The organism is Acinetobacter tandoii, from assembly GCF_008867985.1.
In the GTDB taxonomy this organism is placed as follows: Bacteria; Pseudomonadota; Gammaproteobacteria; order Pseudomonadales; family Moraxellaceae; genus Acinetobacter; species Acinetobacter tandoii.
In genome coordinates, this window is sequence record NZ_VXLD01000002.1 from 556,752 (window position 1) to 569,809 (window position 13,058).

A 13,058-nucleotide genomic window follows, 5' to 3' on the forward strand; every position below is an offset into this window, starting at 1 on the left:
TTAAGCCTTTCCTGTTGGATTAGTTGCACATTGTTTTAACATATCATTTTTATCATCAATCACTTGGGTTTTCACATCCAATAAGGACAATAAAGTTGGAAATAAATTATCCTGACTGCGTGCAGCTTGTTTTTGCTGCTGTAAACAACTGACTTGGCTTGCATTGTGCTGTTGCCATGTTGGTGAGAACCACATAATCATTGGCACATGAGTTTGCTGAGTTGGTGCAATTGCATAAGGCGCACCATGTAAATACATCCCACTTTCACCTGTCGACTCCCCATGATCCGATAAATACCAAAAGCCTGTTTGATGATTTGGTACCTCTTTAATGGTCTGAATCACCTGATTTAGAATATGGTCTGTATACACAATCGAGTTGTCATAGCTATTCAACAATTCATCTCGGCTACAACCCTGAATGGCATTGGTCGCACACATTGGTTTAAAAGGTTGGAACTGCTCTGTCGAACGTTTGTAATAAGCAGGTCCGTGGCTTCCCATTTGGTGTAGCACGATCAGTTGCGGTGTTTTATCTTCCGTTGGAATGCTTGCCAAATAAGACTTCAAGCTATCTACCAAAACTTCATCCATACACTCGCCTTCAGCATCACACCACTTTTGTTTTAATGCAGCTGGAATTTCAAACTGATGTACACGATCACAAGCACCTTTACAGCCTGAATTATTATCAATCCATGTCACTTTATAGCCTGCGCGTTGTGCAATATCGAGTAAACCTTCTCGATGACCTGCCAACTGTTCATCATAATCTTCACGCGGCATTCCAGAGAACATACATGGCACTGATACTGCGGTCGCTGTCCCACAAGAACTCACTTGGCTAAAGTTAATGACATTCTGTTTAGATAATTCGGGATTGGTATTCTTTGCATAACCATTCAAAGAAAAACTTTCTGCGCGAGCTGTTTCACCCACCACCAAAACCATAAGTTTAGGCATTCCTTCTGCACTGGTATTCACCACTCGGTGAGCATCTGTACCATATGTCACCAAAGGTAAATTTTCTTTAGGCTTCTGTTTACGGTAATACGATAAAGTCGAAGCAATAGTATTCTGTGGTGAAATCATGCCTTTTAAATCACGATGTTCACGGAAAATCGCAGCAAAATCGACATAGAACACAAACAGTAACCCACCAATAACGGCCAACGAACCCACAACATGCAAGCCCTTGCTCAAGAGTTGTTTCGATAGCGGTTTGTTTTCAATCCGAATCAGTGCAATCAACACCATTGGCAGCACTACCATAAACATGCTCCACACCACAAACTGTATGGAAAACAAATCCAATGCCTCTTTGGTGTCAGTTTGCATCATGTTTTGGACTTGCCCAGGTGAAATAACAACACCCAAACTATTCACAAAATAAGCTGTTAATCCACCTACAAAAACTAAAAATAACGCCAAAATTTTAGCATTCCATTTCCACTGGAATAACTGCAATATCAGGTTATAGAGCGCAACCACAACCAAGACCGTTGCAGATAAAAATGCATAGGCTTTAAAACCTTGATAAGGTGTGAGTAATTGAATTTGCTTATAAAATGCAAAATTCAGAGCAACACCTAACCAAAGTGCAAGTAACAAATTAAATTGATGTAAAGCCAACGGGGGGAAAAACTGTTTCAGACGTTCGAGGCGAGACAAATTCATTTTGAGCGATTCGATGATTAATATCCTTATTATTAATATATAAATTAAAACTTAAAGCTGACTTAAAATAAAAAAAGGACGCTACTTTTGCACCGTCCTTTTGTATGTTTTTTTAAAAATTAGAATTTGAATTCTAAGCCAGTACCAACAACTGGCTGTTTAGTTTCAAAATCACCACGCTCTAGTTTTAAGTAACCACCGTAACCGTATGCTTTCACTTGTTTGCTAAACGCATAATCTACGCCAGCAATAATTTGGTCAGCATCATAATCATCTGAGTTGTCTTTAAAGCTAGTCGTGTTCGCACTGTATTGTGCTTTGATCGTCCATGCTTTTGCAGATGGAATGTTATATTCCGCACCTACTAACCAACCTTGTGAATCATCAATATTGGCAGCTGCGGCTTCATTGCCATTCGCTTCTTCTACTTCAGAAGTTTGATAAAGCGCTTTTAAAGCCAAGCTATTGTCGAGCACATTTAAACGACCAATCGCACGTAGAGTATTCGCAGCTGCAAATGCAGTACCAGCAACACCACCCGTCACTTCTGGCGCAGATGCATTTGTAATACCACGACCTGCAAACGTCGTTGGAACCGCTTTATCATATGCTACACCCGCCACAAAAACTGGGCTGTCATACACCAAAGATGCAGACCAAGTATCGCCTAAACCACGACCAGCCGATTTAGAAGCACCATTGCCTTTTGCAATACCGCTGTCTTCGCCAGTCGCAAGCAATGCATTTAATTTGATTGCACCTGTAGGCAATGTAAGCGCTGGAGATTCATAGACCACAACGTTTGCAAGACGAGTTTCACCCGTCATAATGCCTGTGATGTCCGCTTTATTGTTTACATAGTTATTGAAAGTATCTACAACACTTGAGAGTTGCTTCAGCGGTGTATCATGCGCACCCACTTTCACAGTACCTAATTTTGCATCTTTTAAACCGACATAACGGTTACGTGCAGACCAATCTGATCCTTCGCCATCAGCGTTAAATGCCCATTCAGCTAAATAAACAGCACTTAAACGGTCATTTAATTTTTCGTCACCTTTGACACCAAGGTAAGAACTATTTGAACTGACTTCTACAACATCTTTATCTGGAGTGCCTGACTTATTGTCTTCTGGTAAATAGTCCACACTCGCATCAATTTCACCATAAAACGTTGGTGCCGCAAAAGTTGAACCCGCTAACAAACTTAAAGCAATCGCTGCTGCAATTTTGGTTTTCATTAAATCATTTTCCCTGGTGTTAATTTTGTTACAAATATTACATTGCAGTCACATATTACAAAAGGATTAAATTTTTATTTATATATATGTTTTAATACTTTAGGCTAACAACAAGCAAGTAGCTGAATTGTAAAGTTATTTTTCAAATTTCATCCATCGGAAAATTGTAACAAGACAGAAAATTGCGATAAAAACGATCAAAAATAGATAATTTGTATAGCCTAAAACATCACCAATCAAACCACTCAAGCTATATAACACACCACTGACCGTTGCCATAACAGCGACCTGAAAGGTGAAATCGGTTGCTGCATATTCTAAACGGCTGTATTGCATGACTAAGGTTAACATGACCACCAACAGCATGGCGGAAACTGCATCTTCCGCAGCATTAATCACATAAATCACAACTGGAGCTATCGCCTGTTGCTGTTCATATTGATAAGCCAACCAAGTGTAAGTTGCTAAACAGATAATTTTTAAACCTGAAAATAAGCACAGGGCCTGAGAGCGGCGCAAGATTTTAAGTAATGCACCAGCAAAACCCGCCCCCAATAAAGCGGCAAATGCGCCTAACATGGTGACATATACGCCTATTTGAGTAAAACTCAAACCCAAATCGACCATCAACGGTTTAAGCAGAGCTCCTGTTAGTCCATCTGCCACTTTAAAGGTCAATAACACCCAAAACCACCGCCATAACACGGGACTGCTGCGGTAATACTTTAAATATTGAGCAATTGCTTTGCTTTTCTGTCGCCATGAAGTTGAAGGCTGATGCACCGCCTGTACTGGTGTGGACTCCCGATACAACCATACGGGCAATATATTCAGTAAGACCAATCCCGCCAACAGTAAAAAAGTTGTTTGCCATTCAAACCCATCTAGCATCCAGAGCATCGCTCCGCCACCAACAATAAACCCTAAGCGAGAACCAATTACTTGAAAGGTGTTACCCCAGTGCTGCTGTTCAGATTTTAAAATACGAACCGCCAGCCCATCTGTTGCAATATCCTGCGTCGCACCTACAAAGTTCAAACTTAGTAACACAATAAAAAATAAGAATAAATATTGAGGCTCATTCAAAGCATGAATAGGTAAAAATGATAATGCAATCAATACCATGACCGTGAGCAATTGTGTCGGAATAATCCAACTACGATAATGCCCACGCTGATGGTTGCCTAATCGGTCTACCCAAGGTGCCCAAAGGATTTTAATTGACCACGGCAACATTAATAAGCCAAAACCACCAATATGCGCCAATGACACCCCTTCTGCACGTAGAATGACAGGCAGCGCATGTGTCATAAATCCCACAGGCAAACCCTGCGCCCAATATAGAGAGAACAGCAATAAATAAACATTTTGTGCAATAGGCATAAGCCGTAATCCTACGATGGGTTCTTGGTGCACTGCGGTGAGCATTTTTGCACATCGAAGCTCACATTTTGCCAATGAAGCCATTATTTCGAAAGCGTAATATCAAGAAAAACCAAGAATATTTGTCAGGATGACAAGCTCATGTCCGCTTCATATTTTCCTGTGCTACCGCCCCACGTACCCGCACGAGGCACAGCATTCAGCAAGCGTTTTTTCAGACAGCTCTTTCTCGCACAAGGCTGGTCTTTTTCTGGTGAGTTTCCAGATTTACCCAAAGCAGTTGCGATTATCTCCCCTCACACCTCGAATATCGATGCGTGGCATGGCTTTACTGCACTTTTGGGTTTAGGCATTCAAATTACCGTATTCGGCAAACACACGCTGTTTAAAACACCGCTAAAGCCCTTATTGGACTGGATCGGTGTGATTCCTGTGAATCGCGCTAGCCCGCATGGACTCACACAGCAAATCATTCAGATTATTCAGGATAAAGATAAAATTTGGGTGGGTATGGCACCTGAAGGCACCCGAAAAAGTGCCAGCAGTATTAAAAGTGGATTTTACCGAATTGCAGTTGGAGCACATATTCCAATTGTCATGTTCGCTTTTGATTATGATGAAAAAACCATTCGTTGTTTAGGTGTCTTTTATCCAAGCGGAGACTTTAGCCAAGATTTGCCCAAAATCTTAGCCTGTTATGCAGGAAAATTCTCTGCGAAAAATCCAGAGTGGTTGGCAAAGCCGTTACAAACTCTCGTCAAAAAGTGACTGGAAATATGTGTCAAAATTTGATCTGATATGCGCAATTTTTCTCCTATTTAGAGTGCAATGTCTCACCTACGCTTTATTCAATATGGCCTGATTGGCTTACTCGGCTTTACCCTTGCTGGTTGTGATAAAACAGCAACCAAACCACCTGTAACCACCCCGATTAAGGCACGTGAACCCGTTATCGCAATTGCTCTCGGCGGTGGTGGTGCCAAGGGTTTTGCACATATTGGCGTACTTAAAGTGCTCGAATCGCATGGCATTAAACCTAAAATTGTCACTGGTACCAGTGCAGGGAGTTTTGTTGGCAGTATTTATGCCAGCGGCAAAAGCCCTTATCAGCTGCAACAGCTCGCACTGCAATTACAAGAGTCCGATCTGCGTGACTTGACCTTAAATAGTCAAGGCATTGTGTTGGGGCAAAAACTACAGAACTATGTCAATAAAAATGTCGGCAATCAGCCCATCGAAAAATTTCCGATCCGCTTTGCTGCGGTTGCAACTCGTTTGGACAATGGCAAAAAGGCTGACTTTATTTCAGGCAATGCAGGTCAAGCTGTTCGTGCATCCTGCAGCATTCCAAATGTCTTTGTCCCTACGACTATTCGGGGGAGTAAATATGTCGATGGTGGCTTAGTTAGCCCGATTCCTGTGACTACTGCGAAAGCGATGGGTGCAGATATTGTCATTGCAGTCGATATTTCTGCCCGTCCCGTTGGTAATAAACCACTGAATATGTGGGGTTTACTCGACCAAACCATCAATATTATGGGGCAACAAAGCATTAATACAGAGTTGAATCAAGCCAGTATTGTGATTCAACCTAAAGTTGGGCATGTCGGAACTTTAGACTTAAAAGCCAGCAATGAATCCATCCTTGAAGGCGAAAAAGCTGCACAACTCAAAATTAAAGCGATTGAAACGGCTATTAGTAACTTTAAGAAGTCTCCCGCAGCATTTAAACCTGCACCGAAGGCAAAATTCTAAATAAACACTTTTTTAATATTCATCATCTTAGACATCTGTTACAGTGAATAATGATACCTTTATAAGCACTATTCACTAACACAATACACGAGTAGATGTATGGAATTTGTTTTTGAACCGTGGCACTGGTTTGTCCTCGGTGTTTTATTAATGCTGTCCGAATTAATCATTCCCGCTTTCGCTGCGTTGTGGTTTGGGATTAGCGCCGTTTTGGTGGGTATTTTATTGTGGATTTTTCCTGCCCTCGACTCAACAGTACAATTAGTACTGTGGATGATTCTGTCCATCCTTTGCACCATCGCATGGTTTAGATTCATCAAACCACTCTCCATTGATAAAACCAAAGCTGGGCTTTCACGCGAAGCAACCATTGGTCAAATCGGAATGGTCATTCAAGTCAATATGGAACATGAACAAATTCGCGTCAGGTTTCCAATGCCCGTTTTAGGCTCAGATGAATGGAACTGTCGCACTCTCACAAGTGTGAATGTTGGTGATCGGGTACGTGTAGTCGATATTCTGGGGAATGATCTTGTGGTACAGCCACATCGTCCAAATCATGACAATCAATAAAAGCGAGTAAAACTATGTCAGCAGGATCTATTATTGTTATTGCGTTGTTGGCTTTTGTCGGCATCACAATTTTTAAGGGGGTTCGTATTGTTCCCCAAGGCTACAAATGGATTGTACAGCGTCTAGGTAAATACCATACGACATTAAGTCCTGGTCTAAACTTTGTCATTCCATATGTGGATGAAGTGGCTTACAAAGTCACCACCAAAGATATTGTTTTAGATATCCCATCTCAAGAAGTAATTACCCGTGATAATGCTGTATTGGTCATGAACGCAGTAGCATACATTAATTTAACCACCCCTGAAAAAGCAGTCTACGGGATTGAAAACTACACATGGGCGATTCAAAACTTGGTGCAAACCTCGCTTCGCTCTATCGTAGGCGAAATGGATTTAGATGATGCACTCTCTTCACGTGACCACATTAAAGCCAAACTCAAAGCCGCCATTTCCGATGATATTTCAGATTGGGGGATTACTTTAAAAACCGTTGAAATTCAAGATATTCAACCTTCTCAGACCATGCAGTCAGCGATGGAAGCACAAGCTGCTGCTGAGCGTCAACGTCGTGCAACAGTAACCAAGGCAGATGGTGAAAAACAAGCGGCCATTTTAGAAGCTGATGGTCGCCTTGAAGCCTCACGTCGTGATGCAGAAGCACAGGTGGTACTCGCAGAAGCATCACAACGAGCAATTGAAATGGTTTCATCTGCGGTAGGTGATAAAGAAATTCCAGTTGCTTACCTATTGGGTGAACAGTATATCAAAGCTATGCAAGACATGGCGAAATCCAATAATGCCAAGACGGTAGTTCTACCTGCGGATGTTTTAAATACCATTCGTGGTGTGATGGGTCGCAACAATTAATCCGACAAATGATATCCCTTTGCATTTCAGTAGAATAGGCAGTTTGTGACTGCCTATTCTTTTTTTTAGAACAAAAAAAACAGAAAACTTTGTGAATTTATGTTTAAATCCCGCGCTTATTTTCAGGATATTGTTTGCTTTTTGTAACAATTTGAACAAAAAGCTGAATTTCAGTTTGTGATTTAACTCCCAAGGATAAGCGTATGAGTTCACTGAATCCGACCTTAATCACTTTTTTCTTTTATATCATTGCTATGGTATTTATTGGCTTGATGGCTTACCGCGCAACCAATAACTTTGACGATTACATCTTAGGTGGTCGTAGTTTAGGAAGTTTCGTGACTGCACTTTCGGCTGGTGCATCCGACATGAGTGGTTGGTTACTCATGGGCTTACCTGGCGCAATCTTCTTGTCTGGTCTTTCAGAAATGTGGATTGGTATTGGTTTAATTATTGGTGCTTGGCTCAACTGGCTATTGGTGGCTGGACGTTTACGTGTGCATACCGAAGTACAATATAACGCCTTAACCTTACCTGATTATTTTTCCAATCGTTTTAACGATCACAAGAAAGTCCTGCGTATTGTATCGGCCTGTGTGATTTTAATTTTCTTCGCGATTTATTGTGCTTCTGGCATGGTGGCTGGTGCACGATTATTCGAAAACATGTTTAGTATGTCTTATACAACTGCACTTTGGGTCAGCGCGATTGCAACCATCAGCTATGTATTTATTGGGGGTTTCCTTGCTGTAAGTTGGACAGATACCATTCAAGCCACTTTAATGATTTTTGCCTTGATTTTGACCCCAATTGTTGCCCTGCTCAGCTTTAGCGATACGCAAGAATTAACCATGGCACTTGAAGCAGCTCGCCCTCAAGCCATGAACCTGTTCGGTGACTTGAGTATGGTAGCTATCATTTCGTTAATGGCTTGGGGGCTAGGCTACTTTGGGCAGCCGCACATTTTAGTACGCTTTATGGCAGCAGATTCTGTGAAATCAATTCCAAATGCTCGTCGTATTGGTATGGCATGGATGACCTTCTGTTTAGGCGGGGCTGTGGCTGCGGGCTTCTTTGGGATTGCCTACTTCCAACAACACCCTGAATATGCTGCTGTTGTCAGTGCTAACCCTGAAACCGTATTCATGGAGTTAACCAAAGTTCTGTTTAATCCATGGATTGCAGGGATTGTACTTGCAGCAATTTTGGCAGCTGTGATGAGTACTTTAAGCTGCCAATTATTGGTATGTTCTAGCACCTTAACTGAAGACTTCTACAAAACATTTCTACGTAAAAATGCTTCGCAAAAAGAATTGGTTTGGGTTGGTCGCTTGATGGTTCTATTGGTTTCTGTCCTTGCCATTTGGATGGCTGGGAATCCTGACGCTAAAGTCCTTGGGCTTGTGGCATACGCTTGGGCTGGTTTTGGTGCAGCGTTTGGTCCACTCATCATACTCTCTTTATTCTGGAAACGTATGACTTTAACAGGTGCACTGGCAGGTATGATTACGGGTGCAATCATGGTTATAGTTTGGAAGAATGCCTTCGGTGCGACTGGTATTTATGAAATTATTCCTGGTTTCATTTCTGCCACCATCGCAATCATTGTGTTCAGTCTGTTCAGTAAAGCACCTGAAAAAGACATTACTGATCGATTTGAACAAGCTGATGAGCTTTACAAAGCATCTAAATAATTGCTGTAAAAAAAAACGCTATATCTTCAAAGATATAGCGTTTTTACATTTCAAATGTCTTTAAAACTTATGTTTTAATACATGTCATTAAAACTGTCTTGCCAATAAGAACTGAGAAATTTGTTCTAATTCTTGTGCTTGTCCTTCAAAAAACTGCAAAGCGGCAAAAGCTTGATCATGTAAATTTTGCGCATAAGCTTTGGCTTGCTCTAGGCCCATTAATGCAGGATAGGTCGACTTTTCGACTTGCTCATCTTTACCCGCAGTCTTACCGAGCTGTTCTGTATTGGCGATAATATCTAAAATGTCATCCTGAACTTGAAAAGCCAGACCGATATTTTGTCCATACTGACGTAATTGCGGAATTGCAGGCTCCGTACCCTGAAAAATTGTCACAGCCGCCATCATAATTGCCGCAGTAATTAAGGCACCCGTTTTATTCCGATGAATGGTTTCTAAAGCTTGCTGATCAATTTGCTTGCCTTCCGCCTGCAAGTCTAACACTTGCCCACAGACCATTTTGGACGAAGCTGTCGCTAGAATTTGCATTTGCTTAAGAATCACCGACTGATCAACCGCTTCACCTTGGTCAAACAAACGACTGCCCAAAATTTCGAATGCCATGGATTGTAAAATGTCACCTGCTAAAAGCGCAGTATCTTCTCCATAAGCGACATGACAAGTTGGCTGGCCACGGCGCAACTGATCATTGTCCATGCAAGGTAAATCATCATGTGCCAAGGAATAGCAATGAATCAATTCTACCGCTACGGCTGCACGACGTACTGCTGCTCTGTTTTGATTCGGACGAATCGCCGCTGTTGCGTAGCATAAAGCTGGTCGTACTCGTTTCCCACCCAACATCACGGCATGATGCACTGCACTTTTTAAAGGCTCTGGCAAAGAAAAAGCCTGTAATGCTGCAAGAAGATCTTGCTGAATCTGCTGTTGCGCTTGATGCAACGTATTATTTTGTACGTCAGTTAAAGATGACACATTTGCCTCGAGTATTTTTGCTATACAGCGCCAAAGATGCTGCATGACCATCAAAGTTCGGATTGCTTGTGATTGTACGCTAAATGCGAAGCCTGCCATACACCTTGATCTAGATTTGATACAAGTTAATCTTATAAATAACGATGCTATAGGTCATATTTTTCATCCAAGCCAAGCAACTTAAAAACATTTTGCATTTAAATTTATCTAAGTCGACGTGTTTCTCTACATGAAATTCTTCTTTATCACTTATATACAACACTCACCTTTCTGACATCGCTGATGTTTAGGATAGGAATAACATCCATTATGGTTGGTATAATAAACACAATTTTTAAGTCCTTTTTTAGCACAAGATAAGGCTTTATTCGCTAGTTCATAAAATGACTGAGCAAACATAAATTCCCGAGTACTTACCACCCCCACTGAAATCGATAATTCATGCAAAATTTGACCTCGGAAATGCTGTCCTAAAATCTCAACTGCACTTCGATAAATTTCTGCCTGCTCACAACCTTGCTGTAAAGAAAAGTTCGGCAACAAAATCGCAAACTCCTCCCCACCCACCCGATAAATATGCTGTGAAACTTCAATCGGGCTCACATTCGATAAAGTTCGAGCCAAAGCTTTAAGCACATTGTCTCCCAAACTCTGCCCATAAAGATCATTCATTTTTTTAAAGTTATCTACATCAACCAACAATAGGCTCAGTTCGGATGCTTCATGTTGTGTCATAGCATGCAAATAATGTTTTAATTTCAAATCAAAGGCACGACGGTTGGCTAATCCAGTAAGATGATCCTTTTCATTACCACGCCGAAATTCTAAATTGCTCGCCTCAAACTGAATTTTTTTATGCATTAAATTAGAAATATCTGAGCTACATAATAGAACAGATTGCAGCTCGCCATTAATACTATAATTCGGTTTTAAGATAACCCAGTAATAGCGACCAAAGACTTGATACTCAAAAGGTTCAACTGAAAGCCCTTGTCTAAATCGCAACACATTTTGGCTAAACACCTGAAAACATTCTTCAGAAAATTGTGCAAGATTTTGCAAATGCATCTGCTCAACAGAAAGATCAAAGCTGCTGGCAAAAAACTGATTGGTAAATAAAATGTCCCCAGTTGGAGAAAACAATGCGGTTGCCAAAGGCAAAGAATCTAACACTTCATGGGTGTTAATATTCAAACTATTTTGAAGAGAATGTGCATCCATAATACATACATTTTTTTAGGTTAAAGCTACGCAAAATGCTACCAAAAAATAGCTATTCCTCATTCGAATATAAAATGAATAGCTTATAAAAATATAAGATATATAAATTTAAGATTTACTTATTCATTTTTAAGAAATAAAGAATAAAAAAAGCCCTTATCCAAAGATAAGGGCTTTTAAATAACAGTTAGATATAACTTATTTTAGACAATCTTCTGGCACACGCACCCAGCCTTCCATGAGCACACGAGCACTACGGCTCATAATGGCTTTTTTCACTTGCCACTGTCCGTTTTCCAGCACCGCTTGTGCACCCACTCGTAATGTCCCTGAAGGATGACCAAAACGAACTGCTTCACGTTCCCCACCACCTGCTGCCAAGTTCACCAATGTCCCTGGAATGGCAGCCGCTGTACCAATCGCAACTGCAGCTGTCCCCATCATGGCATGATGCAGTTTACCCATAGATAATGCACGAACCAGTAAATCGCTATCAGCTTCGGTAATGGCTTTACCACTCGAAGATACGTAGGCTTTCGGTTTGGAAACAAAAGCTATTTTCGGGGTATGTTGACGTGTAGCAGCTTCTGAGATGTCTTTAATCAGCCCCATTTGTTTTGCACCATATGCACGAATAGTTTCAAAACGCTTCAAGGCTTCAATATCACTGTTGATCGCTTCTTGGAGTTCGGTCCCCGTATAGCCAATATCTTCAGCATTTAAGAAAATAGTCGGAATACCCGCATTGATAAATGTCGCAGGAAAAGAGCCTATCTCAGGTACGTCCAAGGTATCCACAACATTTCCTGTTGGGAACATGGCACCACCATCTTCACCATCATCGGCAGGGTCTAAAAATTCAATCTGGACTTCCGCCGCAGGAAAAGTCACGCCATCAAGTTCAAAATCACCTGTTTCTTGGACTTGTCCATTGGTAATAGGAACATGGGCAATAATCGTTTTTTGAATATTGACCTGCCAGATTCGTACTGTACAAATGCCGTTTTCAGGAATTCGCGCTGCATCGACCAATCCATTTGAAATTGCAAATGAACCGACGGCAGCAGTTAAGTTACCGCAGTTTCCACTCCAATCTACAAAAGGCTGGTCGATAGATACTTGCCCAAACAAATAATCAACATCATGCTCGGCTTGGGTACTTTTCGCTAAAATCACGGTTTTACTGGTACTAGATGTTGCTCCGCCCATTCCATCAATTTGTTTTGCATAAGGATCTGGACTACCAATGACGCGAAGCAAGATTTGATCGCGAATTTTACCTGCGATCTGTGCAGCTTCTGGTAAATCATCTTGTTTAAAAAATATGCCTTTACTGGTGCCACCGCGCATATAAGTCGCTGGAATTTTAATTTGAGGAGCGAAACTCATTGTTTTTTAATCCTTGCTGAACCGTTGTTTTGACACATGCTAAAAATTTTAACCTCATCCATCATACTGCTTTTTAAGAAAAAAATTTGCCGTGCATGACTTAAGTATAAAAAAGCAACGCTTGATCATTATTTTTTAAACCAAGCAGAACGATAGAGTCATTTTTTAAATAAATCTAAATAATTGATTCATCATTCAATTTTATATACAAAAGGTAAAATACTTCTAGTTAAATCATTTGACCAATCGTTCATCTACTA

At 41.0% G+C, this 13,058-nt stretch carries 11 protein-coding genes; 5 read left to right on the forward strand and 6 right to left on the reverse strand.

Features of this window, described 5'->3' with window-relative positions; genetic code table 11:
* The 3 genes from F4W09_RS05640 to F4W09_RS05650 all read right to left on the reverse strand — a co-directional run bounded on the left by F4W09_RS05640 (position 1) and on the right by F4W09_RS05650 (position 4,301).
* Positions 1-1,677, reverse strand: a complete 1,677-nt coding sequence (locus F4W09_RS05640; protein ID WP_151504260.1) for a phosphoethanolamine transferase — start codon at positions 1,675-1,677, stop codon at positions 1-3.
* A 119-nt stretch (positions 1,678-1,796) separates the two neighbouring features.
* Positions 1,797-2,918 (reverse strand): porin, encoded by a 1,122-nt coding sequence (locus F4W09_RS05645; protein ID WP_151504261.1) that lies wholly within the window; start codon positions 2,916-2,918, stop codon positions 1,797-1,799.
* Positions 2,919-3,053: 135 nt separating this feature from the next.
* Complete coding sequence (locus F4W09_RS05650) at positions 3,054-4,301, reverse strand: MFS transporter (RefSeq protein WP_151504262.1); 1,248 nt, start codon at positions 4,299-4,301, stop codon at positions 3,054-3,056.
* Positions 4,302-4,442: 141 nt separating this feature from the next.
* On the opposite strand from F4W09_RS05650, the gene F4W09_RS05655 reads away from it, so the two are divergent.
* The 5 genes from F4W09_RS05655 (at position 4,443) to putP (ending at position 9,192) form a co-directional block, all read left to right on the forward strand.
* Positions 4,443-5,069: a 1-acyl-sn-glycerol-3-phosphate acyltransferase gene (locus tag F4W09_RS05655; protein WP_151504263.1), complete on the forward strand. Its 627-nt coding sequence runs from the start codon at positions 4,443-4,445 to the stop codon at positions 5,067-5,069.
* 60 nt (positions 5,070-5,129) lie between these two features.
* On the forward strand, positions 5,130-6,056 hold the full coding sequence (locus F4W09_RS05660) for a patatin-like phospholipase family protein (protein WP_151504264.1): 927 nt from the start codon (positions 5,130-5,132) through the stop codon (positions 6,054-6,056).
* 99 nt (positions 6,057-6,155) lie between these two features.
* A complete protein-coding gene (locus tag F4W09_RS05665) occupies positions 6,156-6,629 on the forward strand; it encodes an NfeD family protein (RefSeq protein ID WP_151504265.1) in 474 nt (157 codons plus the stop codon).
* 14 nt (positions 6,630-6,643) lie between these two features.
* Complete coding sequence (locus F4W09_RS05670) at positions 6,644-7,498, forward strand: SPFH domain-containing protein (RefSeq protein ID WP_016165738.1); 855 nt, start codon at positions 6,644-6,646, stop codon at positions 7,496-7,498.
* Between the two features lie 203 nt (positions 7,499-7,701).
* Positions 7,702-9,192, forward strand: coding sequence for a sodium/proline symporter PutP (gene putP / locus F4W09_RS05675; protein WP_151504266.1), 1,491 nt, complete (start codon positions 7,702-7,704; stop codon positions 9,190-9,192).
* 87 nt (positions 9,193-9,279) lie between these two features.
* Here putP and F4W09_RS05680 read toward each other — a convergent pair whose 3' ends face one another.
* The 3 genes from F4W09_RS05680 to prpF all read right to left on the reverse strand — a co-directional run bounded on the left by F4W09_RS05680 (position 9,280) and on the right by prpF (position 12,798).
* On the reverse strand, positions 9,280-10,188 hold the full coding sequence (locus F4W09_RS05680; RefSeq protein ID WP_151504325.1) for a polyprenyl synthetase family protein: 909 nt from the start codon (positions 10,186-10,188) through the stop codon (positions 9,280-9,282).
* A 249-nt stretch (positions 10,189-10,437) separates the two neighbouring features.
* Complete coding sequence (locus tag F4W09_RS05685; protein WP_151504267.1) at positions 10,438-11,409, reverse strand: GGDEF domain-containing protein; 972 nt, start codon at positions 11,407-11,409, stop codon at positions 10,438-10,440.
* A 198-nt stretch (positions 11,410-11,607) separates the two neighbouring features.
* On the reverse strand, positions 11,608-12,798 hold the full coding sequence (prpF, locus tag F4W09_RS05690; RefSeq protein ID WP_151504268.1) for a 2-methylaconitate cis-trans isomerase PrpF: 1,191 nt from the start codon (positions 12,796-12,798) through the stop codon (positions 11,608-11,610).
* Between the last annotated feature and the right edge of the window lie 260 nt (positions 12,799-13,058).